The sequence below is a fragment of the Stenotrophomonas sp. GD04145 genome, from assembly GCF_029835135.1.
Lineage (GTDB): Bacteria > Pseudomonadota > Gammaproteobacteria > Xanthomonadales > Xanthomonadaceae > Stenotrophomonas > Stenotrophomonas maltophilia_P.
The window spans coordinates 102,367-128,190 of the sequence record NZ_JAODZG010000007.1; the positions used below are offsets into that span (position 1 = coordinate 102,367).

The following is a 25,824-nucleotide window of genomic DNA, read 5'->3' on the forward strand; positions in this document are numbered from 1 at the left end:
CCGTGCGCCGTTCGGATCACGGCCGCTGCAGCACGTCCTGCACTGCGGCAGCCACGTCGGTGTTGTCGATGTAGCTGCCATCATTCCACCGCACATGCTGGCGGTAGCCGGCGTCGATGCCGCGTACGCGGGCGCCGAGCCGCTCCGCGCCGGCGCCATTGGCCCACAGCGGTACCAGTGCATTGGAATGATTGCCGGTGGGGCGGAAGCTCATCCCCGGCATCCGCCCGCGCCCGTTGTTGCGCACCGGCTCGAACGCCACCTGCTGCGCGTCGGGCCCCATCGGCATGCTGTTGTCGTGGTCGGTGGTGACGATCAGCAGATTGCGCTGCCATCCGCCGTTGCGCTCGATCCACGCCACCACCGCCGATACCGCATCGTTGAACTCGACCGTCTCTTCGATCAGGCGGCCGTACTGCGGCTGGTCGCCGCACTGGCCGTAATGCCATTCGGTGCCGCACGCACTGGTATGCGCGGCCCAGTCGGTGGCCCCACCTTCCACCATCAGGAACAGGCCCTTGGACGAGCGCTGCTGCAGAAACTGCAGGGCGCCGCGGGTCATGGTCGCCAGATCCGGCACGCTGTCGATCTTCCTCACGCCGGAGGGAGTGGTCTCATCCCTGCCCAGGACCTGCAGCTGACGCGCCTGCTGCAGGGTGCTGGCCACACGCGGTACGCCGATCAACGGGCGGTCGGCTGGCAACCTCCCCTGTGCAAGCGCAGCGAACGCTTCCTTGCTGCGGATCAACCGCCACGGTCCGGCAGGATTGCCAGCGATGGGGGTGCCTGCTTCCAGCTGCTGCCAGTCCTGCTGCGACACCCACTCCCAGGGGTTCGCGCAACCCTCTTCCTTCACTGCGCCTGCATCGTCATCGCAGGCGCGGCCATCGACGCTGTAGCCGGGGCCGCCGGTTCCCATGACCAGGTCCATGTGGCCCTGGGCCAGCATCTGGTGGGCGATGGCATGGTAGTTGTTGCGCGACGCGTTCTGCGCGGCGAACGCGGCCGGTGTCGCGTGCGAGAACGGCACCGAGGTGACCACACCGGTTGCCATGCCCAGGCGCTTGGCGCGCAGGGTGTTGAACTCGACCGTGACGCCGTCGTTGTTGACGTTGATGGCGTTGTTGTACGTCTTGATGCCCGACGACAACGCCGTGCCCGCCGCGGCGCTGTCGGTCGCCACCGCGGCCAGGTACTGATAACCGGCGAACGGAAGATCCGCTGCCGGTACCGGGGTGGCATCCCATGCTTTCGCGGCGTCGTAGCCGAGCGTCTGCGCCGAATCGTGCGTGGGCTGGCTGCTGGCGTTGAGCGGGAACGTGGCCACCGCAAGGCGCTGCGGGAAGTGCGCGTACGGGGCGCCTTCGCGGCCGCCATACTGCCAGTACGCGGCGGCATCCCAGGTTCCCCAGCCCGCGCCGTCGTTGATCATCACGATCACGTTGTGCGGGTAGCCGCCGGTCGCCACCGGCGCCTGCGCACGCGGTGCCGGCTGGCAGCCGGCGAGGGCTGCCAGCGCGGCCAGAATCGAAGGGTAGAGCCAACGGCGCGGCGTGTGTGCGGTCATCGTGCATCCTGTGGGGTCGGGCAGGCGGCCCGGAATGCGCGACGTTATATCATTGCAATATTGCAGATTCACGCATCGTGGCAGCGGTATCCTGTGGAACGTCTCCCATGCCGCGCCACCATGCCGTCTCCACGTCCCCCGGTCTCCTCGATCACCCTGGATGCCGGCAGCTTCGCGGTCATCCACCAGGAGAACGCCGACCTGCAGCGTCCGCCTGCTTCACTGACCAAACTGATGATCGCGTACGCAGCCTACGAACAGGTCGCGTCCGGCGCCGCCGCTTGGGAGATGCCGGTGACCGTTGCCGCCGAGGACGTGCACGCGGTTGCTGACGATGAAACGCGCATGGGCCTGGTGCCCGGCGAAACGGTCACGCTGGGCCGGCTGCTGCAGGGCATGCTGGTGGTATCGGGCAACGACGCGGCCCTTGTGCTTGCCCGCCATCTGCACGGCTCGCAGGCGGCGTACCTGCAGCACATGAACGCGCTGGCGCGGCGTCTCGGCCTGGGCAGTACCTGGTTCGCGTCGGTGTCCGGCATCACCACGCCGCGGCACGTATCCAGCGCACGCGACATGGCGGTGCTGGCGGGCCGCCTGCTGGCAGATCATCCACAGGTGCTGGCCATCACCGCACAGCCGGCGTTCGCGCACGGGACGTTCAGCCGCAGCAACCAGAACGCACTGCTCGCCGATGAAGGTGTGGACGGCCTGAAGACCGGCTATACCCGCGCGGCCGGGTTCTGCCTGGCGGCTACGGCGCGCCGCCCCATCGCCGGACACGCGCAGCCGGTGCGATTGATCACCGTGGTGCTTGGCTCGGAAGACCGCGAAGCACGCGATGCGCGGGTGCGCAGGCATCTTGCCAGTGGATTCGCCGCGTTGGCCGGCGACACCGTCGCAGAAGCCTGAGCTTTGCGGGCAGTCAGGCCCGTACAACCGTGGATACGATCACCCGCTGCAGTTCGCGTTCCGCGTCGGCTTTGCCGATCGCGCCATTGGCCACCGCTTCGGACAGCGCTTCGGCAGCGCCGAGGATCGCCCAGCGCCCCTCCACCGGTATCTGGCCGTCACCGGCGAACGGGCCCAGCCAGTCCGCGCAGTTGTCGATGAACTCCTGCTGGTAGCAGTGCCGCACCTCGCGCAGTTCCGGCGCGCCGACCAGCGCTGCGAGGATGCTCTGCACGTCGCTGCCCTGGCTCAGCACGCAGTCGATGTAACCGGACGCGATGGCCGCTGCGCGCGCGGTCAGTTCTGCCGGCGCCGCGGCGATACGGTCATTGAAAATGAGCGTCTGCCGCTGGTCGTAGTCATGGTAGAGCGCCGCCAGCAGGCCGTTGCGCGTCACGAAGTGATCGTAGGCCACCGGCTTGGTCACGCCCGCCGCTTCGGCCAGGCGCCCCAGGGTCAAGGCATCGGTGCCTTCGGCGCCTACCAGCGCCCATGCGACATCCAGCAGCTGGCGGGCCCGCTGCTCGCGGGTCAGTCGGCGACGCGTGGGGGTGTCGGTGGCAGGCATCGGCGGAACACGGCTGTCAGCTCGTTGGATGTCCGATTTTACGGCCGATCTCCATCGCGGTCTGCAGATGCGCCGCGGCCGCCCCGGTGTCCGCCTCCAGCAGCAGGGTGGAGGACAGCACGCGCGCGCCGCAGTAATCGAAGATGCCCATGTCGATCTGCGTGTTCATGGCCGCGCCATAGCCACGGCGTTCAATCATCGCGGCATCGGCACCCCCGATGCCGACCAGATGCACCTGCAGCCGCTGCAGCCGCTTCTCCACTTTTCCATCGGCACCCTCGGCGTAGGCCCAGCCCTGGGTGAAAACGCGATCGATCCAGCCCTTCAGCAGCGCCGGGAACGACCACCAGTAGAGCGGGTAGACCAGCACCAGCGTGTCGGTCGCATCCAGCCGTGCGTGCTCGGCCGCCACATCGGCCGGCGGCGGCGCGATGCCGCGGAACAGGGCCTGGTCCTGCCCGTTGAAGCGCGGGTCGAAGCCTTCGGCCATCAGATCGGCCATGGCGGTGGTATTGCTCTCATCGGCATCGGCGATGGCCTGCGCGATGCGAGCGGCTACCGCGTGGGTCAGCGAGGCAGGATCGGGATGGGCAACAACAATCAGGCTGTGCATGGGCAACTCCGTGGAGATTAGTTACTAATGGTAACTAGCGAACCCAGCCCGATCAGCACTGCCAGCAGGACACTGTTTCTGGCGTTCTGTATCGCCTCAAGTCAAATGCAAATGATTCGTGATACGATTGTTAAGGAGATCTGAAACCCCACACGGACGTCCCAGCCATCGCCAGTGGACCCCTCACCCGGAGTACCGCGCGATGTTGCATGCCAGTCTGAAGTCCCGTCGTTCCGTTGCCACGCTGGCCGTGGCCATCGGCCTTGCCCTCGCCTCCCAGGCCCACGCCGAGGCGTCAGCCGATGCCGCCGCCAAGCAGATGGACACCGTGGTGGTCACCGCCACCGGCGCCCAGCAGTGGATCCGGGATGCCCCCGCCAGCATCAGCGTGATCACCCGCGAGGACATCGAGCGCAAGCCGGTCAGCAGCATCGGCAAGCTGTTGAGCACCGTGCCCGGCGTGACCGGCGGTTACGCGCTGTCCGGTGCGCAGTCGAAGATCCGGCTGCGCGGCCTGCCCGAGCAGTACACACTGATCCTGATCGATGGCCGCCGCCAGGGCAGCTCGGCCGGCGTGAACTATCGTGATGACCTGGGCCCGCAGGATCTGAACTGGCTGTCGCCGGACATGATCGAACGCATCGAAGTGGTGCGCGGCCCGATGTCCTCGCTGTACGGATCGGACGCGATGGGGGGTGTGATCAACATCATCACCCGCAAGATCGCCGACCACTGGGGCGGCTCGGCCACCTTCAACTACAGCAAGCCCGATTCGGACACCCGCGGCAACACCACGCAGATGGGAGCGCTGTTCAGCGGCCCGCTGACCGACAACCTGGGCGTGCGCATCGGCGCCAACGTCACTGACCGCGAATCTGACCGCGGCGCGCGGCAGACACCGGGCAACAAGGCAGAGAACGCCAACGTGCTGTTCGACTGGCGCATCAGCGACAGCCACGTCGTGGGCGTGGAGGCCTCGCGCGGAACGCAGCGCAACAGCGGGGCCGGCCAGGTCAACAGCTGGGGACTGTCCAAGCTGGTGCAGACCGGCTACGTGATCCGCCATGACGGCACCTACAGCGACGCCACCACGTCGAAGACCACGCTGGTGCAGAACGAATACGAAGACAAGGGCAGCGACGTCGGCAACCGTTCGAAGGAAACGGTGTTCGATACCGCCTTCAACACCGGCTTCCACTGGGGCGTCGAGCACAGCCTGAATGTGGGCGGGCAGTGGAAACGCGAGGAGTTGGAGAACAGCGACACCATCGGTACCGTTCCGGTCACCTGGACGGGCAGCGGCCGCATCAGCCCGACCAGCGAGGCCGACTCCTGGGCGCTGTTCGCCGAGGACCACCTCACCCTGCACGAGCGCTTCGTGCTGACCCTGGGCCTGCGCTGGGACAACACGGAAAACTACGATGACAACCTGAGCCCGCGCATCTACGGCGTCTGGCACCCGGCCGATGCATGGACCGTGCGCGGCGGCATTTCCAAGGGCTTCCGTGCCCCCAACCTGAAGCAGGGAACGGCCGGCGCTGCGACCCAGTCCGGCGGCAACGGCTGCCGTGCCCTGACCGCCGAAGGCTGGAGCAGCCGTTCGGTGAATGCCGACGGCACGCGCGGCTGCTACATGGCCGGCAACCCCAACCTGGAACCGGAGACCAGCACCAACTACGAGCTGGGCGTGGGCTTCGACCGCGAGGGCTGGTCGGCCTCGGCCACCTACTTCCTGACCAACTTCGACGACAAGATCGAACAGGTGCCGCTGAGCCAGATTCCCGGCCAGACCAGCAGCTTCGTCAATGGCTACTGGTGGACGGTGGCGCAGAACATCCAGAAGGCACGCACCCGCGGTGTGGAGGCCAGCGTGACCGTGCCGCTGCACGAACGCCTGAGCTGGACCACCCACGCCACGCGCATGCTGGAATCGAAGAACCGCACCACCGGCGCTACCCTGCTGGTAGTACCGGAGCTGACCGCCAACACCTCGCTGGAATGGCAGGTGACCGATGCCTGGTCGTTGAATGCCAGTGCGCAGCACATCGGCAAGCAACTGGTATCGGCCACCAGCGCGACCTTCGCCAAGGCGTACACCACCTGGGATCTGGTGACCGGTTTCGATGTGAACGAGAACCTGACCCTGCGTGCCGGCGTCCTGAACGTGGGCGACGTTTCCACGATCGACGAAGGCAACAACTACGACGGCGGTGCACGCACCTTCTTCGTGGGCGCCACCGCACGGTTCTGATGCAGCACTGGCTCGGATCCCTTCGCGCAGCGAAGGGATCCTGCCGTGCATCCGCGGCCCTGCCTCAGCGGAACAGCGCGTTCAGCGCCGCACCCGATGCTGCCGCCTGCAGGCCATCAAAGCGGCCTTCCTGCTGGATGGGATCGGTGGCCCGCATCAATCCCCCCCACGCCGCACGGGCCAACGCCCCGCCCAGGCTGACCCGGCGTACCCCCATCGCAGCGATGTCCTGCAGCGTCAGTGACGTCGGTGCGCCCACCAGCAGGTTCACCGGCTTGCCGCCGGCCGCGGCCACCACCGCCTGGATCTGTTCGGCCGTGGTGATGCCCGGTGCGTACAACACATCGGCACCTGCGGCCGCGTAGGCACGCAGGCGCTGCAGCGTGTCTTCCAGATCCGGTACGCCCACGAAGAAGTTTTCCGCCCGGCCCACCAGCAGCACATCGGCCGCGGCGCGATCGATGGCCGCACGCGCCGCACGCAGGCGTTGCACGGCCTCCTCCAGCGGGCGCAGCGGCGCGTCGGCCAGACCGCTGGCATCTTCAATCGACAGAGCGGCGATGCCCGTATCCAGGGCCGCCGTCACGGCCTCAGCCACGTCCTGTGGCGTGGCGCCGAAGCCATCGCCGAAGTCTGCGTTCACCGGCAGGTCGGTGGCGGCCACCATCAGCCGCAGGTGGTCAAGCGTCGCCTGCAGCGATACCGCACCATCGGGGCGACCTTCGCTCCATGCACATCCCGCGCTGGTGGTGGCCAATGCCAGGAAGCCCTGCCGCTGCAGGTAGCGCGCGCTGCCGATGTCCCACGGATTGGGCAATACGAAGCAGCCCTGCGCATGCAACTGCCGGAACGTGGCACGTCTGCGGGCAGTGCTGGCATCTGCGCTGTTCATGGCGGGTATCCGTGCGGTGAGCTGACCACCCTATCCGGGCCGCGCACAGGACTCAACGCACCTGCGGCGCAGCATCAGGTGATGCCACCGGATCATTGGACGCGGCCCCCGCATCCGTCCGACGGTGACGGTCCGCCGTCCACGGAAACGACCATGCCGCGCTCCCCGCATTCCCCTGACGCCGTTGCTGGCGACGACACCGATGCACACCAGGCCGCGCCGTTCTCACCCAGCCGGCGCCGCCTGATCGCATCGGCCGGCCTGGCCGCAGGTGGCCTGGCCGGCGCCACGAGTCCGGCCGCCGCAACACCGGCCCGAGAGGTGGCGAACACGACCGCACCGGGGCGTCCCGGATTCCAGGCGATCGTCCCGCCGCCGGCGCAGGGCCGCAGTCCCTGGGGACAGGACACCGCCAGCGAACCGACCCCACGACCGCGCAGCACACGCCCGGGCGAATCGCCATTGCCGACCCTCCCACGCCCCTACACCGACATCAAGAGTTACCACGCCCACATCTATTTCGACGAGGACACCTCGGCCAAGGCCGCACTGATCCGGCGCTGGGTGGCGGAACGCTTCCCGGTGGAACTGGGCAACTGGAATCCGGAGCCACGCGGCCCCCATGTCACCCCGTCCTTCTACTTCGGCTTCACCAACGATCTCCTGCCGGTCGTGGTGCCATGGCTGCAGCTCAACAGCCTGGGCCTGACGATCCTCATCCACCCCAACACCGGCGATGGGCGCGCCGACCACCTGCACTACGCGCTGTGGGTGAACCGCGCGCAGCCGGTGAACGCCTACGACTGGCCCGCGCCCCGGCCGGGCGAGCAGGAGCCGCTGGAACAGGTGTTCCCCAACGTCGTGCCGACGCGGCCGCTGGAAACCTGAGCAGACCCGCCCGGCCTGGCCGGACAGGAGCGGTCGGCCGCCATCGTCGGCGTACGTGCGGGTATCAGCAGCCGTCGCCGCGTTCAGCGCGCCTTGAGGCGCTGCCCGGCATACGGGCACAAGCGCTTCCAGCGATTTCAAACAATCGATTGAAACGCAGCAAACTTCGCCGAACTGGACAGCATCGGCCGCTTCCGCCAGACTGCCGCCCTTTCCAGTCGATCGGATCCCATGGCGAAGCTGCTGGTCCTGCACGGCCCCAACCTCAACCTGCTCGGTACCCGCGAGCCGGAGGTCTACGGCCACACCACCCTGGCCGACATCGACCAGGCGCTGGCCCGCCAGGCCGACGCCGCCGGGCACGTGCTGGAGAGCCTGCAGTCCAACGCCGAACACGCGCTGGTGGACCGCGTACAGGCCGCCCGCACCGACGGCACGGCGTTCATCCTGATCAACCCGGCCGCGTTCACCCACACCTCGGTCGCCCTGCGCGATGCGCTGGCGGCCGTGGCCGTGCCGTTCATCGAAATCCACCTGTCCAACCCGCACGCCCGCGAACCGTTCCGCCAGCACAGCTATTTCAGCGACAAGGCGGTCGGCGTGGTGTGCGGCTTCGGCGCCGACAGCTACCGCTACGCGATGGACGCGGCGCTGCTGCGGTTGTCCGCCACCTGATTGTCGACCCGGGCGCCCACGGCGCTCTCCTCACCTAGATAGAAACCCAAGAGGCCCTCATGGATCTGCGCAAAATCAAGAAGCTGATCGACCTGCTGGAAGAGTCGAACCTGGCCGAAATCGAAATCAAGGAAGGCGAAGAGTCCGTGCGCCTGTCGCGCGCCCCGGTCACCGGCTATGCCGCCCCGGTCGCCGCTCCGGTGTATGCCGCCCCTGCCGCACCGGCGCCGCAGGCAATGCCGATGCAGTCGCCGACCGAAGCCTCCACCGGCGGCACCGCCAAGCCGGGCCCGGCGCTGCCGGAAGGCCACGTGCTGCGTTCGCCGATGGTCGGCACCTTCTATGCCTCGTCCGCTCCGGACAAGCCGGCCTTCGTCACCGTGGGCCAGCAGGTCAAGGAAGGCGAAACCCTGGCCATCATCGAAGCGATGAAGATGTTCAACCCGATCGAAGCCGACGCGTCCGGCACCATCGTCGCCATCCTCGGCGAGAACGGCCAGCCGGTGGAGTTCGACCAGCCGCTGTTCGTGATCGGCTGAGGGGCACGCCATGCTCGACAAAGTCGTCATCGCCAACCGAGGGGAGATCGCGCTGCGCATCCTGCGCGCGTGCCACACCCTGGGCATCCGCACGGTGGCCGTGCACTCCACGGTCGACCGCAACCTCAAGCATGTGGCCATGGCCGACGAGTCGGTCTGCATCGGCCCGGCGCCGTCGCCGCAGAGCTACCTCAACATCCCCGCCCTGATCGCCGCGGCGGAAGTCACCGATGCCCAGGCCATCCATCCGGGCTACGGCTTCCTGTCGGAGAACGCCGATTTCGCCGAGCGCGTGGAGGAATCCGGCTTCATCTTCATCGGCCCCAAGGCCGACACCATCCGCATGATGGGTGACAAGGTCGAAGCCATCCGCGCCATGAAGGCCGCCGGTGTGCCGTGCGTGCCCGGCTCGGGCGGCCCGCTGGGCGAGGACATCGTCGCCAACACCAAGATCGCCCGTGAGATCGGCTACCCGGTCATCATCAAGGCAGCGGGCGGCGGCGGCGGTCGCGGCATGCGCGTGGTGCACGCCGAAGCCTCGTTGAAGACCTCGATCGAAACCACCAAGAGCGAAGCGAAGGCGGCGTTCGGCAATGGCGAGGTCTACATGGAGAAGTTCCTGGAGAACCCGCGCCACGTGGAGATCCAGGTGCTGGCCGACGGCCAGGGCAATGCCATCCACCTCGGCGAGCGCGACTGCTCGATGCAGCGCCGTCACCAGAAGGTGGTCGAGGAAGCACCGGCACCGGGCATCACCGCCGAGCAGCGCGAGCAGATCGGCAAGGTCTGCGTGGAGGCCTGCATCCGCATCGGCTACCGCGGCGCCGGCACGTTCGAGTTCCTGTACGAGGACGGCCGCTTCTACTTCATCGAAATGAACACCCGCATCCAGGTGGAACATCCGGTCACCGAAATGGTCACCGGCATCGACCTGGTGGCCGAGCAGCTGAAGATCGCCGCCGGCCAGAAGCTGTCGATCAAGCAGAGCGACGTGGTGCTCACCGGCCATGCCATCGAGTGCCGCATCAACGCCGAAGATGCTGAAACCTTCGTGCCGAGCCCGGGCACCATCACCGGCTTCCATCCGCCGGGCGGCCCCGGCGTGCGCGTGGACACCCACATCTACAGTGGTTACCGCGTGCCATCGAACTATGACTCGATGATCGGCAAGCTGATCGTGCACGGCCCGGACCGCGAAACCGCGATCGCCCGCATGCGGGTGGCGCTGAGCGAAATGGTGGTCGACGGTATCAAGACCAACATCGCCCTGCAGCAGCGGATCATGCGCGACAAGGGCTTCCAGGCCGGTGGCCAGAACATCCACTACCTGGAAAAGCGTCTGGCCGAGCGCAAGAACAAACCGATCGCGCTGACCTGATCGGCACAGGTGCCGGACACGAAAAGGGCGGGGATATCCCCGCCCTTTTCGTGCATTCTGCAGCGCCTTCCCCCGCGCCCGGCGTACCGGGAAAAGCAGCCGCGCGTGAGGGCCCGGCGCTGCAGGATCGGCGTCAGTGCCTGTCGGCCGCGGTTGCCGGAATCTGCGAGTTCGGCAGCGGGCGCACGCCATTGGGCGAGGTCGGATCGACGATCACCATGGTCTCGGTCGAGCCATCGGGCCAGACCACCTGGAAGGTGCTGCCCGCCGGCAGCGATGCGAACGGCACGCCGCTCTGCGCGCGATAGACCGCAGCGACCTGGCTGGCGCCGGCGCGGCGCAGGTCTTCCTGTGCCTTCACCGTGGTCAGCTCCACCTTCGACAGATGCCGGTAGCGATCCTCGTAGGTATCGATCATCAACAGGCCCACCGCGCCGGCCGAATAGGCCACGAACAGTGCCACCCAGAACCAGAACTTGGCCCCGTGAAGGAATCGACGGTAGTTCATGGCCTGCTCCCCCTTCCAATCAATCGCTTGATCCATTCGTTCATCTTCCCAGCACCTTGCCGCGAAACCGCAGCGTCATACACGAAATCCCGGAAATCCTGCGTCTCATCCTGCGAACAGATCCCTCCATTCGCACAAAAACTGTTGACCAGCACACTGTCGGCCCCACACGGTAGACCGAGTTCGCAGGCCGCAAGCCGCCACGCCATTTCGCTGAGCTGCTCGCCGGCCACCAGCCCGTCCAGTGCACTGTCACCGGCGGCGCGCACGCCCATTCCCGGAGCGAGGGCCATGAATGCCTCCGGATCGCGCGACAGGCGCACGCGCTCGACCAGGCCACGGCGGTAGTCCGCGCTGTCATGCAGCGGCTCACCTTCAGCGAACAGCGCAGCTTCGGCCGCCAGATTGCCCTGCGCGGCCGCCTTGCGACGCTCCGCCAGCACCAGCGCCGCGCCCAGTTTGTCGCCAGGCACGAACCCGCCGCAGCGCTGGGCCACGCGCTCGCGCGCATCGACCATGGCCGGTGCGGCACTCAGGCCCAGCCCCGCCAGCACGTTGTTGTCCAGGCGATACCCCCCGGGATCGACCGCGTACTGCGCGCAGTAGTCATACACCCGGCTGAGCATCCAGCGCGCTTCGTGGTTGCCACCGTCGGCCTGCGCACGCAACCGCTGCGCATAGGCGAACAGATCGGTGGCGCCCTCGATGTCGGCCCGGATGTCCAGCGGCAGGCCGGACGGCAGTGCGCCGCCCCGCTCGAAGGCCGCCAGACGCCGCGCCAGCGCCTCGGGCATGACCGGCATCGTCGTCCCATCCTCGTTGCCCGCCACCTGGGCCGTCGGCAGCCCGGAGGCCGCGACCGGAGACGATACCGAGCCCACGTGCCCGCTGGCCCGATACCCGGCCACGCCCAGCACGGCCACCGCCGGCAGCACGAGCAACCAGGTTTTCAGGGTCGGAGCGAGGGCCATCGGCAACGGAAAGCGTCGGGGGCGCACAGGAAAGCGCGCAGTTTAGCAAGGCCCGGCAGGCCTGTCTGAACGGGGGCCGTTCATCTCAGAGCATACGGAGACGCCCCGATGGTCTAGCATGGCCCCCTTTCCCGCGATTGCCCCCGATCCCATGCCGTTCCTGGAACTGACCCTGCGTTGCACCGAAGCCACCCAGCCCCGCTATGAGAATGCGCTGGAGGACGTCGGGGCGTTGGCCGTGACCCTGCTCGATGCCGAGGCCGACACCAGCAACGAGCAGGCGATCCTGGAACCGGGCGTGGGCGAGACGCCGCTGTGGGACAGCCTGGTGCTGACGGCGCTGTTCCCGGCTGACAGCAACGCGCTGTTGCTGCTGGCGGCGCTGGAAGCGTTCGACCCGGAACTGGACTGGAGCGGTGGCAGCTTCCGCGCCGTCGAGGACGAGGACTGGGAGCGTGCCTGGCTGGACCAGTTCCAGCCGATGGACTTCGGCAGCCGCACCTGGATCGTGCCGTGGAACCATGAGCTGCCGGAGGCGGCGCAGGCCGCCGACGCGGCCGTCGTCCGGCTGGACCCGGGCCTGGCCTTCGGCTCCGGTACTCATCCCACCACCGCGCTGTGCCTGCGCTGGCTGGACCAGCTGGCCGTGGACGGCCAGCTGCAGGGCCAGCGCGTGCTCGATTTCGGGTGCGGCTCGGGCATCCTCGCCCTCGCTGCGCTGAAGCTGGGCGCCGCCGAGGCGATCGGTGTGGACAATGATCCGCAGGCCCTGGTCGCGACCGCCGACAATGCCGAGCGCAATGGCGAGCAGGGCCGCATGCGGGTCTATCTGCCACAGGACGAGCCGGTGGCAACCTATCCCATCGTGGTCGCCAACATCCTCGCCTCGGCCCTCGATGCGCTGGCCGAACTGCTGGCCGCGCGCGTGGCCGGCGGTGGCCGCATCGCACTGTCGGGCATCCTGCATGGACAGGAGCACGAACTGCTGCAGCGTTACAGTGCCTGGTTCGACGACCTGCAGGCGACCCGCGATGGCGACTGGATGCGCATCACCGGCGTGCGCCGCGCCTGATCGTGTTTGAATGAGCGCTCGACCCGAACCCGCACCGTGAGCATGTCCGAGCCGACCCCCGCACGACGTCCACTGGCCACCTTCCTGCGCCCCGCGCCGGAAGGCGGAACGGCACCTGCCGTCGAGGCGCACGTCGATATGCCTGCACAGGCCGGTCCGGCGCCCGAACCCACTGCGGCGGAGATCGAACATGCGCCGGCAGCGGCGGTGATCACTGCGCAACCCGTTCCGCAGCACACCGATGATGTGCCCCCGCATGCCGCGGCGGTGGCATCACCATCGAACCATGACGCACCCGGTTTCCTCGCCCGTGCACCTTCACGCTCGCACCCGGCGCCGCGCTGGCACTGGCTGCTGGTGGCGGGGCTGGCGGCGCTGCTGATCCTGCAGAGCGTGCTCGCCGACCGCGCGCGGCTGGCCGCCGATGCCGGCCACCGCACATGGCTGGTGGCGCTGTGCAGCGTGCTGCGCTGCAGCCTGCCCGCCTGGCACGAACCCACCGCCTTCACCATGACCAGTCGCGACATCCGCCCGCTGCCTGGTCAGGCCGGCGTACTGCAGGTCCAGGCCAGCATCCGCAATGACGCGCGATGGCCACAGGCCTGGCCCGACCTGCGGCTTTCGCTGTCCGATGCGGACGGACGGGTCATCGGCAGTGACGTTTTCAGCCCCACGCAGTACCTCGGCGAGAACCCGGGTACCGCCGTGCTGGAACCGGGTCAGAGCGCACACATCGCGTTCCGCGTGCAGGAGCCTGCGGCGTCCACTGTCGCATTCACCTTCGAGTTCCTGTGATCGGGACGAAGGCGACCAGCCATGGCAGGTCGGGCACGCTCGCGCTAGACTGACCGCCACCACCTCATCCGGCCGCGCGCTCCGCGTGCACGGGCCAACCAGATCGGGAACCCCCTTGAACGCTGTCCTTTCTCGTCCTGACAACAGTCGTGGCGCTCCCCGGCCACCGCTGCGCGAACACGTCGCCCAGTCCGTGCGCCGGTACCTGCGCGACCTTGATGGCTGCGATGCAGACGACGTCTACGAGATCGTGCTGCGCGAGATGGAGATTCCGCTGTTCGTGGAGGTGCTCAACCACTGCGAAGGCAACCAGAGCCGGGCCGCGGCGATGCTGGGCATCCACCGTGCCACGCTGCGCAAGAAGCTGAAGGAATACGGCATCAGCGCCTGAGCGCGGATGGCGACGTCGTGGAAGCGGGGTCACCCGCCGCCGCCCGCCTTCCAGTAGTACCGCACCACGTGGAAGAACACCGGTGCGGCGAAGCACACCGAATCCAGCCGGTCGAGCATGCCGCCATGGCCCTCGATCATGTGGCCCCAGTCCTTGATGCCACGGTCGCGCTTGATCGCCGACATCACCAGGCCACCCCAGAACCCCATCAGATTGATCAACAGCGACAGGCCGAACGCCTGCAGCGGCGTGAACGGCGTGATCCACCACAGCGCAGCGCCCACCACGCTGGCACTCAGCACGCCACCGATGAAGCCCTCCACTGTCTTCGACGGCGACAGCCTGGGCGCGATCAGGCGCCTGCCCAGCAGCTTGCCCCAGATGTACTGCAGCACGTCCGAGGACTGCACCACGATCACCAGGAACGCCAGCAGCAGCACGTTGCGCGCGGGCTCATGCCCGGGCACACGCAGGTTCAGCAGCAGGGGCACGTGCGAAATGCAGAACACGCAGATCATCAGCCCCCACTGCACCTTGGCCGTGCGCTCCAGGTAATGCGTGGTGTCACCGCCGATCGTCGCCAGGATCGGCAGGAACAGGAACGCATAGACCGGAATCAGCAGCGTGTACATGCCATACCAGTCGATCCACACCAGGTAGTACTGCCAGGGCAGTACGATGTAGAACGCCGCCAGCAGCGCGTAGTAGTCACCTGACCGGGTGGGTGCCAGGGTGATGAACTCGCGCAGGGCAAACAGCGAGATGATCGCGAACAGCACGATCACCCCGGCCCGGCCGAACAGCAGCGCCAGGCCGACCACGATCGCCATCACCCACCAGGCGCGGATGCGCGAGACCAGGTTGGCGATGACCGCGCTGGGCCGTCCACGCTGCCGCCAGCGCAGGGTCTCGGCCACCAGCGTCGCAAGCACCAGCACCGCGCCGACCCCGGCGAACAGCAGCCCGGTCTGCTGGCCCACGCTGCGCGCGGCGAGATCACCCGATACGGCGATCAACCCGCTCATGCGCGTCCTCCGCCGGGTGCCAGATCCAGCAGCGCCTGGCGGCTGCGCTGGAGAAACGCCGCCTTGTCCTCGTCGACCTGCAGCCGCAGCGGAGTACCGAAGGTGGCCGTGCACAGCAACGGCAATGGCAGGAACCGTCCCTTGGGCATCACCCGCTTCAGGTTGTCGATCCACACCGGGACGAATTCCAGTTCCGGACGCTGCCGCGCGAGATGGTAGATGCCACTCTTGAACGGCAGCAGCGGCTCATCGCCGACGTTGCGCGTGCCTTCCGGGAACAGGATCAGTGAGCACTCCGCATCCACCGCCTCGCGCAGCGCCTGCAGCGGATCCTGCTGGCGGCGCGCCGCTTCGCGCTCGACCAGCACGCCGTTGAACACCGCATCGATCAGGTAGCGCCGCAGGGCGTCGCGCTGCCAGTACTCGGCGGCCGCCACCGGACGCACCTGCCGCCGCAGTGCCGGCGGCATCGACGACCAGATCAGCACGAAATCCCCGTGGCTGGCGTGGTTGCCGTAGTAGACACGGCGCTCGCTGGAGGGCGCGCATCCGACCCATAGCGCCCGCGCGCCGGTGAGCACATGGATGGCGCCACTGCAGGCGCGGGCGATCAGTTCAGCAAACATCGATGTCTCCCCTCAGGTCTGCGGCCACAGCACGGCCAGCAGCAGCGTGGCGAACTGCAGCAGCGCTGCCGCGTACTGGCGCAGCAGCAGGCCCCGCATGCCCGCCCAGCGCACATCCCATCCGCGCGTAGGCGCCTGTGCGTCGCGGCGGCGCAGGCCGGCGACATGCAGGGCCGCGTCCACCCGTTCGGCCGCCGCCTCACCGTGCAGATTCTCCTGCAACAGCAGCTGCAGGAGGCTGGCGTCCAGCTGTACGCGCACCGCGTAGTACGCCTGCACCATCCCCGCCGCCACGCTCAGCAGCAACAGGCCGGCCGCGAACATCGCCAGTCCCGGCTCGATGCCCAGCAGCAGCAACGCCACCAGCAGCAGTCCCAGTGACAGCGCAGCGGGCAGCCGGCCCTGGCGCAGCAGCAGGCGCATCGTCGGCAGGTCGACAGCGAGGCTCATGCGGGGCTCTCCGAGGTGATGGCGGCCTGGATGGCGCGCAGGTGGTCGTCATGCAGAACGATGGAGGGCCGCGCGGCACGTATCCGTGCCACCGCCTCGGCTGCGTCCCGTGCCCGGCCGCTGCACAGCAGCCAGGTCGCTACGCTGGCCGCACTGCGCGAATAGCCCAGGGCACAGCACACCAGTACTGGCCCCTGCATGCGCAGGCGTTCGATGGCGGTAGCGGCCTCGCGCAGCTGCGCCGGCGAGGGCACCACCATGTCCAGCATCGGAACGCTGGCATACGCAGCACCTGGCGCCCGGCACGACAGCTCTGCGCAGGTATCGACCACGCCGTGCAGTGGCGACGCCAGGGCCGCCCGTGGAATCCGTCCCAACCACACGCCATCGGCCACCGCCGAGGGCTGCGGTGCCCGCCATGTCCATAGCCGCGAATTGATCCAGGCGGCGCCCAGGTAAGGCGCGAGCAGCCAGCGCGCGGCCATGGTCAGGCGCCCGTCGTCGCGCTTCTGGAACATGGCCGTGCCCAGTCCGGCGTACGCCAGCGCCACCAGCAGCAGCGAGATCGCCGGCCACAGCAGCCACAGCGCAGTGCCTCGCAGCGCCAGCGCCGGCACCAGCAGCACGGCGGCACCCAGAAGGTAGAGCAGCGCCAGCCGCCACCGCGCGGGATCCTCCGCGGACTGCCAGGCACGCAACGGCGGTGTTCCCTGGTCCGGCCACAGCCACACGCACAGCCAGCCGACCAGCAGGCCGGTGGGAATGTCGATGAAGTGATGCTGGAACGTGGTCAGCACCGAAATGCCGATCAGCAATGCCCACGCATGCAGCACCAGCCGCCAGGCGCCCTGCAGGTAGTGGGCGAACTTCACCCACAGCACGATCAGCAGCACGATGTGCAATGACGGCGCCTGGTTGAAAGGCTTGTCGAACCCCAGCAGCACTTCGAACAACCAGCCATAGGCACCGCCCGTCTCCGGCCGCTCGAAGCTGAAGCGCAACGGCCACAGCAGAAAGCAGGTCACTGCGATCACCTGTGCACTGAGCAGCCGCAGCGCATGGCGGTCCAGCTCCAGGCGCTGCCGGCACAGGAAGAACGACACCGCGTAGAACAGGTCGATCGACCAGTACGGCACGATCGTCCAGGGCACGAACGGAATGCGCGTCTCCCAGTCGAACACGACAACCGGAACCACGTCGTGGCGGCCGGCCATCCAGTTGGCAAAGCCATAACTGGCAAAGAAGAACGGGCCCAGCACCGCCAGCCACAGCAGCGCGCGGCGCCACGGACGCGGTGCATCGGCAACGATCGGCGTTGCGGTGATGGCCATCAGGCGACCCGACGCGCCAGCGATACGGTGAAGATGCCGAACGCGTCAATGCGCTGGGTCACCTTCTCAAAGCCCGACAGCCGCACCAGCTCGTCCATCTCCTGCTGGGTGCGCCGTCGCATGACCCAGGCCGCGCCCCCGCGATGGCTGGTGAGTGCACGGGCGATGAATTCCAGCTGCGGGTGCCAGGGCTGGCCGGTATAGGCCAGGTAGCCCCCCTCCGGCACCACCGCGGCAATACCCTGCAGCGAACGCAGCACGGCGTCGTTGTCGGGGAACAGCTCGTACAGCCCTGAGACCACAGCCAGCGTCGGCGCGGGTTCCACCGTCGCCAACGACGCCGGATCGAACGCGTCGCCCTGCTCGAAGCGGGCGATGTCGGCGGCTCCCAGCCGTTCGATCAAGGCCTGGCCCTGGGTCACATTGAGCGGGCTGAAATCACGCAGCACGATGCGGTCGGCGCGCTGTTCGCCCTGGCCCAGAGCTTCCAGCACATACCGGCCATGGCCGGCGGCCACGTCCAGCACCTGCACCGGCAGATCCTGACCGCGCAGGCGCATGGCCGCATCACGCAGCAGTTCCTGCAGGTGCTGGCCACGCACGCGGATGCCGCGCCAGCCGATCGCATCGAGGTAGTTGCGGTCGATCATCCGCCCCAGCGGCCCCTTGCCGCGCGCTTCGTCGCGGTAGATGTAGTCCAGCGTGCTGCCGGAGTCGAAACCGGTCTGCAGGCCCAGCGCGATGCCTTCGGACAGGGTGCCGCCCAGGCGCAGGCCCGCACGCACCCCGCGCCAGCGCAGGTCGGCCAGGCTGTTGCGTTCCGGAGGCCAGGCCAGGATCTCCGACTCCTCGAACGTCGGCCCATGCCGATGCGCGTCGCGCCGCGACAGCGTGCGCAGCGGTTCGGCGAAACGCGCCTGGATGAAGTCGCGGATGCGCGCCAGTGCCGGTGCACGATCGCGCTCGCCCAGCGTGTCGTGGAAGAAACCCGGCAGGTACACGCGCTCCTTGATCGGACTGGACAGGCGCTCATAGAAGCGGTCCTGCGGACCACGGTGCACCACGAAGTCGGAGCCGGACACCAGCAGTTGCACCGGCACGCTGATCGCCTGCGCGTCGGCCACGATGCGGTCGGCGGCTTCATACAGGCCCAGCAGCACGCGTACCGAGATCGGCGGGGTGATCAGTGGATCGGTGCGGTAACTCTCCACCCGTGCCGGATCATGCGTCAGCCACTGCGGCTTGACGTAGCTGTTGACGAAGAAATTGCCGCGCAGCTTCTGCATCAGGGCCAGGCCTGGACGTGCGAACGGCACATACAGCTTCACCTTGAATGCCGGTGACGCCAGCACCAGCGCGCGCAGGCGGGGGGCATAGTCGTGTACCCAGGTCGCAGCGATGACCGCGCCCACGCTCTGCGCGACCACGACGATGTCCTCGACCGCGATGCCGTGCTCGCTGCCGATGTGGGCGATGAAGCTGTCCAGGTCGCGCACCAGCGCAGGGAAGCCCGGTGCGTCGCCACGCTCGCCCGGCGAACGGCCATTGCCGCGCGCGTCCCAGGCGAAGAAGGCGATCTCCGGCAGGTCCAGCTCGTCGACCAGGTGGGCGACCCGCCCTGAATGCTCGTGGCCACGATGCAGCAGCACGATGGCCCGCACCGTGCGCCCCGGTGGTGTGCCTGCGGCCGCAACCGGCCAGTGCCGGTAGAACAGCGGTACGTGGTCGAAGCTGTGGAATTCCCGTTCCTGCACCTGACGCATGCCTTCTCCTGGTGGGCTGTTGACTTATCGCTGCGCTGTGGCCGCTTCCTTCAGTCCCCGCCGGACGCGGTTGACCGCTGTTACCCCGCACAGCAGCGCCATCGCTGCGGCCACGCCGCCGACCGTCAGGGCACCGGCCCAGCCGAACGCCAGCAGCAGGCCCAGCAGGCCGATGACGAAGGCACGGTCGCTCTTGCCCATCGGGCCGTCATAGCGGCGGCTGGCACCGACCATCAGGCCCAGCACGCCGGCGTACTCGCTCAGTGCTGCGCCCCAGGCCAGCAACCACAGCGCTTCCGGGCGAACGCCCGGCACGCTGAGCAGACTCAGGTACAGCGCCGCATCGGCCACCACATCGCACAGCTCGTTCAGATAGGCGCCCAGCCGCGACTGCTGGCCGAACTCGCGGGCCAGCATGCCGTCCACGGCATTGAGGGCCATGCGCAGCAGCATCCACAGCGGCAGGGCCAGATACAGCAGCGGTTGCTGTGGCGCACAGCACCAGACCACGACGGCGACCAGCAGCGAGACCACGGCAGCGGCCACGGTCACCACATTGGCGGTGATCCCCGCGCGATGCAGGCCGCTTACGGCCGGACGCAGCAGGTCCTGGAAACGTCCTTTCAATGCATAGATCGACACGATCCGAACCCGCAGCTCCCTGGCAGTTCCGGCACAGCCTACCCGATTGGGAGCGCACCTCCGTCGAAATGTCCGCGGCGCGGCGCCGGCCAGGGCATACCGAAGGCGGCCGCAGGGCCGTTGGGGCCGGTCAATTTTGCCGCCGCCGCCCGCCGTCGGCCCCCACCGCCTACAATATCGGCCCCGCTCCGCTGCCGATTGCCCTGTCCCATGACTGCTGATCTGTTGCCCGTCCGTCGGGCCCTCCTCTCCGTTTCCGACAAGACCGGCCTGGTCGAGCTGGCCACCGCTCTGGCCGCCCGCGGCGTCGAGCTGCTGTCCACCGGCGGCACCGCCAAGGCGATCCGTGATGCGGGCCTGGCCGTGAAGGACGTCGCCGAGGTCACCGGTTTCCCGGAAATGATGGACGGGCGGGTCAAGACCCTGCACCCGATGGTGCACGGCGGCCTGCTGGGCCGCTCGGGCCTGGATGACGCCGTGATGGCCGAACACGGCATCGGCGCCATCGACCTGCTGGTACTGAACCTGTACCCGTTCGAATCGGTCACCGCCAAGGCCGACTGCACCCTGGCCGACGCGGTGGAGAACATCGACATCGGCGGTCCGGCCATGCTGCGCTCGGCGGCCAAGAACTTCGCCCGCGTGGCCGTGGCCACCGACCCGTCGCAGTACGCCGAGCTGCTGGGCGCCCTGGACACCCATGATGGCCAGCTGCCGGCGGCCACCCGCTTCGCCTTCTCGGTCGCCGCGTTCAACCGCGTCGCCCAGTACGATGCGGCGATCAGCAACTACCTGTCGGCGGTCACCGCCACCGACGCCGCCGTGCCGGTGCGTGCCGAGTACCCGGCGCAGATGAACTCCACCTTCGTCAAGGTGATGGACCTGCGCTACGGCGAGAACCCCCACCAGAGCGGCGCGTTCTACCGCGACCTGTACCCGGTGCCGGGCACCCTGGCCACCTTCCAGCAGCTGCAGGGCAAGGAACTGAGCTACAACAACCTGGCCGATGCCGATGCCGCCTGGGAATGCGTGCGCCAGTTCGATGCGCCGGCCTGTGTCATCGTCAAGCACGCCAACCCGTGCGGCGTGGCGGTGGGTGCCGGCAACGGCGATGCCTACGAGCTGGCCTACGCCACCGACCCGACCAGTGCCTTCGGCGGCATCATCGCCTTCAACAAGCCGCTGGACGCCGCCACCGCACAGGTCATCCTGGACCGTCAGTTCGTGGAAGTGCTGATCGCACCGGACTACGAGCCGGCGGCGCTGGAATACGCGCAGAAGAAGGCCAACGTGCGCGTGCTGCGCATTCCGCATGGCGATGGCCTGAACAACTTCGACAGCAAGCGTGTCGGCTCGGGCCTGCTGCTGCAGTCCTCGGACAACCGCGGCATGACCCGTGACGAACTGAAGGTGGTCAGCAGGCTGGCACCGACCGACAAGCAGTTCACCGACCTGCTGTTCGCCTGGAAGGTGGCCAAGTTCGTGAAGTCCAACGCGATCGTCTATGCCAAGGACAACCGCACCATCGGCGTGGGTGCCGGCCAGATGAGCCGCGTGTATTCGGCGCGCATCGCCGGCATCAAGGCGGCCGACGCGAACCTGGTGGTTGAAGGCTCGGTGATGGCTTCCGATGCGTTCTTCCCGTTCCGCGACGGCATCGATGCCGCCGCCGCCGCCGGCATCAAGGCGGTCATCCAGCCGGGCGGCTCGATGCGCGACGCCGAGGTGATCGCCGCCGCCGACGAGCATGGCCTGGCCATGGTGTTCACCGGCGTGCGCCACTTCCGCCACTGATCCGCATCACCAAGCCGGGCCCTGCCCGGCTTTTCTTTTCTGCTTACGAGAACCCTGTCCCATGAAGATCCTCGTCATCGGCTCCGGCGGCCGCGAACACGCCCTAGCATGGAAGCTGGCCCAGTCCTCCCGCGTCGATGAGGTACTCGTGGCACCCGGCAACGCCGGCACCGCCACCGAAGACAAGTGCCGCAACGTGGCGGTGAAGGTCACCGACATCGATGGCCTGCTGGCCCTGGCCCAGGCCGAAGGTGTTGAACTCACCGTGGTCGGCCCGGAAGTGCCGCTGGTGGCAGGCGTCGTTGATCGGTTCCGTGCCGCCGGCCTGCGCATCTTCGGGCCAACCGCCGCCGCTGCCCAGCTGGAAGGCAGCAAAGCCTACGCCAAGGACTTCCTGGCCCGGCACAACATCCCGACCGCGTTCTACGCCGTGCACACCGACGTGGAGGCGGCACTGGCCTACATCCGCGAGAAGGGTGCGCCGATCGTGGTGAAGGCCGATGGCCTGGCCGCCGGCAAGGGGGTGATCGTTGCAATGACCCTGGCCGAGGCCGAGGATGCGGTGCGCGACATGCTCTCCGGCAACGCATTCGGTGACGCCGGCGCACGCGTGGTGATCGAGGAATTCCTCGACGGCGAGGAAGCCAGCTTCATTTCGATGGTCGATGGCGTGCATGCGCTGCCGATGGTCACCTCGCAGGATCACAAGCGAGTCGGCGACGGTGATACCGGGCCGAACACCGGCGGCATGGGCGCGTACTCACCGGCCCCGGTGGTCACGCCGGAGGTGCACGCGCGGGTGATGCGCGAGGTGGTGAACCCGACCGTGCAGGGCATGATCGCCGACGGCATTCCGTTCACCGGCTTCCTTTACGCAGGCCTGATGATCGATGCCAGCGGCGCACCGAAGGTGATCGAGTTCAACGTGCGCTTCGGTGACCCGGAAACCCAGCCGGTGATGCTGCGCCTGCAGTCGGATCTGGTCGAGCTGGTGGAAGCCGCCATTGATGGCCGCCTGGACCAGGTGCAGGCACAGTGGGATGCGCGCCCGTCGCTGGGTGTGGTGCTGGCCGCGAAACCTTACCCGGAATCGCCGGTCACCGGCGATGTGATTTCCGGCCTGGATGAGGTGCCGGGCAGCGCCAAGGTCTTCCATGCGGGTACTGCACTGGACGCACAGGGCCGGGTGGTCAGTGCGGGCGGCCGCGTGCTGTGCGTGGCGGCGCTGGGTGACAGCGTGCGTGACGCGCAGGCCAATGCCTACGCCGGTGTGGCCAAGGTCAGCTGGGCCAACGAATTCCACCGCAACGACATCGGCTGGCGCGCGATCGCGCGTGAGCACGCGTAAAAGGCAGCGGACTGCTGCTTGGCAGGCCCAACAAAAAACCCGGCAATGCCGGGTTTTCTGTTGGATACCTGTGATGTCACATCACGCGGTGAACAGCGCCTTCATCTTCTTCAGGGCATTCGCCTCGACCTGGCGGATGCGTTCGGCCGACACGCCGTACTCGTCTGCCAGTTCCTGCAGCGTCACCTTGCTGTCCGCATCCAGCCAACGGCGGCGGATGATGTCACGCGAACGCGCATCCAGTTCGGCCATGCCTTCGCGCAGCAGCTGCAGCTGGTTGTCCTCGCTGTCGGCACGCTCGTAGGCCATCGACGGATCTTCATCGTTGGCCACCAGGTATGCGGCCGGCGACGGCGGCGCATGATCATCATCCTCGTCGCTGGGCGCATCGAAACCGATATCGCGACCGGACAGGCGCGACTCCATTTCCATGACCTCGCGCTCGGACACGTTCAGATCCTTGGCCACCGCGCTGACTTCCGCGGCGTTCATCCAGCCCAGGCGCGTCTTCGACTTGCGCAGGTTGAAGAACAGCTTGCGCTGCGCCTTGGTGGTGGCGACCTTGACGATGCGCCAGTTCTTCAGGATGAACTCGTGCATCTCGGCACGGATCCAGTGCACGGCGAAGGAGACCAGGCGCACGCCCATGTCCGGGTCAAAGCGCTTGACCGCCTTCATCAGGCCGATGTTGCCTTCCTGGATCAGGTCGCCCAGAGCGAGCCCATAGCCGTTGTAGCCGCGGGCCACGTGCACCACGAAGCGCAGGTGCGAATGCACCAGCTCACGGGCAGCGTCCAGATCGTTGCCGTCGCGGAAGCGACGGGCCAGGTCCTGTTCGTCATCGACCGACAGCACCGGGATCTGGTGCACGGCACCGATGTAGGCGTCCAGCGAACCGAGCGCACTGGGAATCGGGAGATTGTTTGCCACAAGGGCAGTAGAGGTGTTCTGGCTCATAGGCACCCATCTTAGCAGTCCGGGATTTGGACTGCTAAAGGAGGAAAAAGTTCCAGCATCCTATTGATGCAACACTGGTCCCAAACAGAGCCCTACCGTAGCGCGATTTGATGACAGTGGCGAGCGCGCTTTTCGGGATTCACAATCCCTTGGAATTCAACCAATTACCTGCCGGGAACCGGCCGATTCCGGTCAAGCGGAGCTGAACGGGCCGTTCCGGAGGCCCATTCAGGCCAGGAAACGTTGCCCGGTGTTCAGGCCCGGCCGCCTGCGGAGGTCAAAGCGCCGCGCGCGGCGGCAGCGACCAGTCGATCGGCGCCTGCCCGCGACGCTGCAGGTAATCGTTGGCCATCGAGAAATGCCGGCAGCCGAGGAAGCCACGATGGGCCGACAGCGGCGAGGGATGCGGGGCTTTCAGCACACGATGGCGCCGGGTATCGATGACCTTGCCCTTCTGCTGCGCGTAGGCCCCCCAGAGCATGAACACCAGGCCTTCGCGTTCGCGGTTGAGCACATCCACCACGTGGTCGGTGAAGCCTTCCCAGCCGCGGCCCTGGTGGGCGCCGGCCCTGCCCTCCTCCACCGTCAGCACGGCATTGAGCAGCAGCACGCCGCGCTGCGCCCACGGCACCAGGCAGCCGTGATCGGGACGGGGGATGCCGAGGTCGCCCTCGATCTCCTTGTAGATGTTCAGCAGCGATGGCGGCACCGGAACGCCGGCGGGCACCGAGAAGCTCAGTCCATGCGCCTGGCCGCGCCCGTGGTACGGGTCCTGGCCCAGGATCACCACTTTCACCTGTTCGAACGGCGTGGCGTCGAACGCCGCGAAGATCTGCGGCCCCGGCGGGAACACCGCCGCGCCGGCCGCCTTGCGCTGGCGCAGGAAGGTGGAGAGTTCGCGCATCTGCGGCTGCAACAGGTAATCGCCGACCTGCTGCTTCCAGCTCGGTTCCAGCTGGATCGTCGGGGTGTCCACTACGTCATCGGTCATCGCAACAGGGGTCCATCGTTCAAGCGGGCCAGGCGCAGCTGGAACAGCACCTTGGTCACCAGCAGGCGCTCCTCGATCGGCTTCAGCACCAGATCATTGGCACCGGCCTGCAGCAACCCGGTCTGGTTGTGTGGATTGCCGTCGCCGGTCATCACCAGCACCGGCAGTCGGCGTTTGCCGTAGCCGAAATCCACGCGCACGCGCTGCACCACGTCGCGTCCGCTCAATTCGCCCTTCAGGGTGACGTCGGTCAACACCAGGTCGATGCGGTGGCGGCTGCGGCCCAGCGATTCGGCCGTGAGCAGGGTGAAGGCCTCTTCGGCACTGACCACGTGCAGCACGTTGAGCTGCTGGCGTTCGAGCATGCGCTTGGTCGCCTCCGCCACCACCCGGCTGTCCTCGATGTAGAGGATGGTCGCCCCGGGAATGGTCTGCGGCTGCACATAGCCACGGATGAAGGTCGCCAGGGCCTCATGGCCCAGCGCCTTGTCGAAATAGTCGGTGACGTACTCGGTGAAGCGCCGCTGCTCCAGATGCTGCTGCGCATCGCCGGAGACGACGATCACCGGCACGTATGCCTGGCCGGCAGCTTCGCGGACCGTCCGCGCCAGCGCCAGGCCGTCGCCATCACGCAGGGTCAGCGAGGTGGTGACCAGGTCCACCGGCCCCTGCGCCAGCGCCTGCTGGGCACCCTCGATGCTGTCGCAGCCGATCACCTCCACGCCCGGCAGATCACGCTGCAGCACGTCGGCGATCAGCTTGCGCACCAGTTTGGAACCGTCGACCACCATCACCCGCGTAGCGGGCCCTTCAAGGTGCTTCAGCGCTTGCGGTTGCATGC

26 protein-coding genes are annotated in these 25,824 nt (G+C 67.6%); 11 read left to right on the forward strand and 15 right to left on the reverse strand.

The window, feature by feature from the left end; all coding sequences use genetic code 11:
* Positions 1–16 precede the first annotated feature (16 nt).
* Complete coding sequence (locus tag N7367_RS06175) at positions 17–1,567, reverse strand: alkaline phosphatase (protein WP_279941981.1); 1,551 nt, start codon at positions 1,565–1,567, stop codon at positions 17–19.
* A 120-nt stretch (positions 1,568–1,687) separates the two neighbouring features.
* Here N7367_RS06175 and N7367_RS06180 point away from each other — a divergent pair, with 120 nt between their 5' ends.
* Positions 1,688–2,476, forward strand: coding sequence for a D-alanyl-D-alanine carboxypeptidase (locus tag N7367_RS06180; protein ID WP_279941982.1), 789 nt, complete (start codon positions 1,688–1,690; stop codon positions 2,474–2,476).
* Positions 2,477–2,489: 13 nt separating this feature from the next.
* Here the strand turns inward: N7367_RS06180 and N7367_RS06185 are convergent, their stop codons facing one another.
* Positions 2,490–3,083 carry a TetR/AcrR family transcriptional regulator gene (locus N7367_RS06185; protein ID WP_279941983.1) on the reverse strand — a complete coding sequence of 198 codons (594 nt, stop codon included), beginning with the start codon at positions 3,081–3,083 and terminating at the stop codon, positions 2,490–2,492.
* Between the two features lie 16 nt (positions 3,084–3,099).
* The gene (locus N7367_RS06190) at positions 3,100–3,696 is read right to left on the reverse strand and encodes an NAD(P)H-dependent oxidoreductase (RefSeq protein WP_053515689.1); all 597 of its coding nucleotides are present in this window, start codon (positions 3,694–3,696) and stop codon (positions 3,100–3,102) included.
* A gap of 202 nt (positions 3,697–3,898) precedes the next feature.
* Between N7367_RS06190 and N7367_RS06195 the strand changes: the two genes are divergently transcribed.
* The gene (locus tag N7367_RS06195; protein WP_279941984.1) at positions 3,899–5,947 is read left to right on the forward strand and encodes a TonB-dependent receptor; all 2,049 of its coding nucleotides are present in this window, start codon (positions 3,899–3,901) and stop codon (positions 5,945–5,947) included.
* 64 nt (positions 5,948–6,011) lie between these two features.
* Here N7367_RS06195 and N7367_RS06200 read toward each other — a convergent pair whose 3' ends face one another.
* Positions 6,012–6,839: an isocitrate lyase/phosphoenolpyruvate mutase family protein gene (locus N7367_RS06200; protein ID WP_279941986.1), complete on the reverse strand. Its 828-nt coding sequence runs from the start codon at positions 6,837–6,839 to the stop codon at positions 6,012–6,014.
* 153 nt (positions 6,840–6,992) lie between these two features.
* Here N7367_RS06200 and N7367_RS06205 point away from each other — a divergent pair, with 153 nt between their 5' ends.
* The 4 genes from N7367_RS06205 (at position 6,993) to accC (ending at position 10,319) form a co-directional block, all read left to right on the forward strand.
* Positions 6,993–7,727: a DOPA 4,5-dioxygenase family protein gene (locus N7367_RS06205; RefSeq protein ID WP_164151383.1), complete on the forward strand. Its 735-nt coding sequence runs from the start codon at positions 6,993–6,995 to the stop codon at positions 7,725–7,727.
* Positions 7,728–7,958: 231 nt separating this feature from the next.
* The gene (gene aroQ / locus N7367_RS06210) at positions 7,959–8,402 is read left to right on the forward strand and encodes a type II 3-dehydroquinate dehydratase (RefSeq protein ID WP_053515684.1); all 444 of its coding nucleotides are present in this window, start codon (positions 7,959–7,961) and stop codon (positions 8,400–8,402) included.
* Positions 8,403–8,461: 59 nt separating this feature from the next.
* Positions 8,462–8,941 (forward strand): acetyl-CoA carboxylase biotin carboxyl carrier protein, encoded by a 480-nt coding sequence (gene accB / locus N7367_RS06215; RefSeq protein ID WP_279941987.1) that lies wholly within the window; start codon positions 8,462–8,464, stop codon positions 8,939–8,941.
* A 10-nt stretch (positions 8,942–8,951) separates the two neighbouring features.
* Positions 8,952–10,319, forward strand: coding sequence for an acetyl-CoA carboxylase biotin carboxylase subunit (accC, locus tag N7367_RS06220; RefSeq protein WP_014648613.1), 1,368 nt, complete (start codon positions 8,952–8,954; stop codon positions 10,317–10,319).
* Between the two features lie 133 nt (positions 10,320–10,452).
* On the opposite strand, the gene N7367_RS06225 is transcribed toward accC, so the two are convergent.
* Both N7367_RS06225 and N7367_RS06230 read right to left on the reverse strand, forming a co-directional pair.
* A complete protein-coding gene (locus tag N7367_RS06225) occupies positions 10,453–10,827 on the reverse strand; it encodes a hypothetical protein (RefSeq protein ID WP_065174417.1) in 375 nt (124 codons plus the stop codon).
* The gene (locus N7367_RS06230; protein ID WP_053515678.1) at positions 10,824–11,798 is read right to left on the reverse strand and encodes a hypothetical protein; all 975 of its coding nucleotides are present in this window, start codon (positions 11,796–11,798) and stop codon (positions 10,824–10,826) included. Before N7367_RS06230 ends, N7367_RS06225 begins: the two co-directional genes overlap by 4 nt.
* A 151-nt stretch (positions 11,799–11,949) precedes the next feature.
* On the opposite strand from N7367_RS06230, the gene prmA reads away from it, so the two are divergent.
* The 3 genes from prmA (at position 11,950) to fis (ending at position 14,056) form a co-directional block, all read left to right on the forward strand.
* Entirely contained in the window at positions 11,950–12,870 is a 921-nt protein-coding gene (prmA, locus tag N7367_RS06235; RefSeq protein ID WP_279942001.1) for a 50S ribosomal protein L11 methyltransferase, read from the forward strand.
* Between the two features lie 42 nt (positions 12,871–12,912).
* Positions 12,913–13,665 carry a DUF3426 domain-containing protein gene (locus N7367_RS06240; protein ID WP_279941988.1) on the forward strand — a complete coding sequence of 251 codons (753 nt, stop codon included), beginning with the start codon at positions 12,913–12,915 and terminating at the stop codon, positions 13,663–13,665.
* Positions 13,666–13,780: 115 nt separating this feature from the next.
* The gene (gene fis / locus N7367_RS06245; protein ID WP_005419706.1) at positions 13,781–14,056 is read left to right on the forward strand and encodes a DNA-binding transcriptional regulator Fis; all 276 of its coding nucleotides are present in this window, start codon (positions 13,781–13,783) and stop codon (positions 14,054–14,056) included.
* A gap of 29 nt (positions 14,057–14,085) precedes the next feature.
* On the opposite strand, the gene N7367_RS06250 is transcribed toward fis, so the two are convergent.
* The 6 genes from N7367_RS06250 to N7367_RS06275 are packed head-to-tail and all read right to left on the reverse strand — an operon-like array spanning position 14,086 to position 19,893.
* A complete protein-coding gene (locus N7367_RS06250) occupies positions 14,086–15,081 on the reverse strand; it encodes a phosphatidate cytidylyltransferase (RefSeq protein ID WP_053515673.1) in 996 nt (331 codons plus the stop codon).
* The gene (locus N7367_RS06255; RefSeq protein WP_279941989.1) at positions 15,078–15,707 is read right to left on the reverse strand and encodes a lysophospholipid acyltransferase family protein; all 630 of its coding nucleotides are present in this window, start codon (positions 15,705–15,707) and stop codon (positions 15,078–15,080) included. The genes N7367_RS06250 and N7367_RS06255 overlap by 4 nt, the downstream gene beginning before the upstream one ends.
* A gap of 12 nt (positions 15,708–15,719) precedes the next feature.
* Complete coding sequence (locus tag N7367_RS06260; protein WP_279941990.1) at positions 15,720–16,157, reverse strand: hypothetical protein; 438 nt, start codon at positions 16,155–16,157, stop codon at positions 15,720–15,722.
* Positions 16,154–17,491: a phosphatase PAP2/dual specificity phosphatase family protein gene (locus N7367_RS06265; protein WP_279942002.1), complete on the reverse strand. Its 1,338-nt coding sequence runs from the start codon at positions 17,489–17,491 to the stop codon at positions 16,154–16,156. The genes N7367_RS06260 and N7367_RS06265 overlap by 4 nt, the downstream gene beginning before the upstream one ends.
* Positions 17,488–19,251 carry a bifunctional alpha/beta hydrolase/class I SAM-dependent methyltransferase gene (locus N7367_RS06270; protein WP_279941991.1) on the reverse strand — a complete coding sequence of 588 codons (1,764 nt, stop codon included), beginning with the start codon at positions 19,249–19,251 and terminating at the stop codon, positions 17,488–17,490. The genes N7367_RS06265 and N7367_RS06270 overlap by 4 nt, the downstream gene beginning before the upstream one ends.
* 24 nt (positions 19,252–19,275) lie before the next feature.
* On the reverse strand, positions 19,276–19,893 hold the full coding sequence (locus N7367_RS06275) for a CDP-alcohol phosphatidyltransferase family protein (RefSeq protein WP_128987698.1): 618 nt from the start codon (positions 19,891–19,893) through the stop codon (positions 19,276–19,278).
* A gap of 210 nt (positions 19,894–20,103) precedes the next feature.
* On the opposite strand from N7367_RS06275, the gene purH reads away from it, so the two are divergent.
* Positions 20,104–21,687 (forward strand): bifunctional phosphoribosylaminoimidazolecarboxamide formyltransferase/IMP cyclohydrolase, encoded by a 1,584-nt coding sequence (purH, locus tag N7367_RS06280; RefSeq protein WP_065174411.1) that lies wholly within the window; start codon positions 20,104–20,106, stop codon positions 21,685–21,687.
* A gap of 61 nt (positions 21,688–21,748) precedes the next feature.
* The gene (gene purD / locus N7367_RS06285; RefSeq protein ID WP_279941992.1) at positions 21,749–23,035 is read left to right on the forward strand and encodes a phosphoribosylamine--glycine ligase; all 1,287 of its coding nucleotides are present in this window, start codon (positions 21,749–21,751) and stop codon (positions 23,033–23,035) included.
* 81 nt (positions 23,036–23,116) lie between these two features.
* Here the strand turns inward: purD and rpoH are convergent, their stop codons facing one another.
* From rpoH to N7367_RS06300, 3 genes are all read right to left on the reverse strand, one after another.
* Positions 23,117–23,992, reverse strand: coding sequence for an RNA polymerase sigma factor RpoH (rpoH, locus tag N7367_RS06290; RefSeq protein ID WP_053515659.1), 876 nt, complete (start codon positions 23,990–23,992; stop codon positions 23,117–23,119).
* Between the two features lie 277 nt (positions 23,993–24,269).
* Entirely contained in the window at positions 24,270–24,983 is a 714-nt protein-coding gene (ung, locus tag N7367_RS06295) for a uracil-DNA glycosylase (protein ID WP_053515657.1), read from the reverse strand.
* Complete coding sequence (locus N7367_RS06300) at positions 24,980–25,822, reverse strand: response regulator (protein WP_193395996.1); 843 nt, start codon at positions 25,820–25,822, stop codon at positions 24,980–24,982. Before N7367_RS06300 ends, ung begins: the two co-directional genes overlap by 4 nt.
* Between the last annotated feature and the right edge of the window lie 2 nt (positions 25,823–25,824).

Excerpts from the sequence above, each read along its gene's own strand:
- N7367_RS06300 (WP_193395996.1), bottom strand. The coding sequence starts at position 25,822 with ATGCAACCGCAAGCGCTGAAGCACCTTGAAGGGCCCGCTACGCGGGTG.
- N7367_RS06250 (WP_053515673.1), bottom strand. The coding sequence starts at position 15,081 with ATGAGCGGGTTGATCGCCGTATCGGGTGATCTCGCCGCGCGCAGCGTG.
- rpoH (WP_053515659.1), bottom strand. The coding sequence starts at position 23,992 with ATGAGCCAGAACACCTCTACTGCCCTTGTGGCAAACAATCTCCCGATT.
- accC (WP_014648613.1), top strand. The coding sequence starts at position 8,952 with ATGCTCGACAAAGTCGTCATCGCCAACCGAGGGGAGATCGCGCTGCGC.
- prmA (WP_279942001.1), top strand. The coding sequence starts at position 11,950 with ATGCCGTTCCTGGAACTGACCCTGCGTTGCACCGAAGCCACCCAGCCC.
- purH (WP_065174411.1), top strand. The coding sequence starts at position 20,104 with ATGACTGCTGATCTGTTGCCCGTCCGTCGGGCCCTCCTCTCCGTTTCC.
- N7367_RS06180 (WP_279941982.1), top strand. The coding sequence starts at position 1,688 with ATGCCGTCTCCACGTCCCCCGGTCTCCTCGATCACCCTGGATGCCGGC.
- N7367_RS06255 (WP_279941989.1), bottom strand. The coding sequence starts at position 15,707 with ATGTTTGCTGAACTGATCGCCCGCGCCTGCAGTGGCGCCATCCATGTG.
- N7367_RS06260 (WP_279941990.1), bottom strand. The coding sequence starts at position 16,157 with ATGAGCCTCGCTGTCGACCTGCCGACGATGCGCCTGCTGCTGCGCCAG.
- N7367_RS06225 (WP_065174417.1), bottom strand. The coding sequence starts at position 10,827 with ATGAACTACCGTCGATTCCTTCACGGGGCCAAGTTCTGGTTCTGGGTG.
- N7367_RS06200 (WP_279941986.1), bottom strand. The coding sequence starts at position 6,839 with ATGAACAGCGCAGATGCCAGCACTGCCCGCAGACGTGCCACGTTCCGG.
- accB (WP_279941987.1), top strand. The coding sequence starts at position 8,462 with ATGGATCTGCGCAAAATCAAGAAGCTGATCGACCTGCTGGAAGAGTCG.
- N7367_RS06270 (WP_279941991.1), bottom strand. The coding sequence starts at position 19,251 with ATGCGTCAGGTGCAGGAACGGGAATTCCACAGCTTCGACCACGTACCG.
- N7367_RS06190 (WP_053515689.1), bottom strand. The coding sequence starts at position 3,696 with ATGCACAGCCTGATTGTTGTTGCCCATCCCGATCCTGCCTCGCTGACC.
- N7367_RS06230 (WP_053515678.1), bottom strand. The coding sequence starts at position 11,798 with ATGGCCCTCGCTCCGACCCTGAAAACCTGGTTGCTCGTGCTGCCGGCG.
- N7367_RS06185 (WP_279941983.1), bottom strand. The coding sequence starts at position 3,083 with ATGCCTGCCACCGACACCCCCACGCGTCGCCGACTGACCCGCGAGCAG.
- purD (WP_279941992.1), top strand. The coding sequence starts at position 21,749 with ATGAAGATCCTCGTCATCGGCTCCGGCGGCCGCGAACACGCCCTAGCA.
- N7367_RS06205 (WP_164151383.1), top strand. The coding sequence starts at position 6,993 with ATGCCGCGCTCCCCGCATTCCCCTGACGCCGTTGCTGGCGACGACACC.
- N7367_RS06175 (WP_279941981.1), bottom strand. The coding sequence starts at position 1,567 with ATGACCGCACACACGCCGCGCCGTTGGCTCTACCCTTCGATTCTGGCC.
- N7367_RS06195 (WP_279941984.1), top strand. The coding sequence starts at position 3,899 with ATGTTGCATGCCAGTCTGAAGTCCCGTCGTTCCGTTGCCACGCTGGCC.
- aroQ (WP_053515684.1), top strand. The coding sequence starts at position 7,959 with ATGGCGAAGCTGCTGGTCCTGCACGGCCCCAACCTCAACCTGCTCGGT.
- N7367_RS06240 (WP_279941988.1), top strand. The coding sequence starts at position 12,913 with ATGTCCGAGCCGACCCCCGCACGACGTCCACTGGCCACCTTCCTGCGC.
- ung (WP_053515657.1), bottom strand. The coding sequence starts at position 24,983 with ATGACCGATGACGTAGTGGACACCCCGACGATCCAGCTGGAACCGAGC.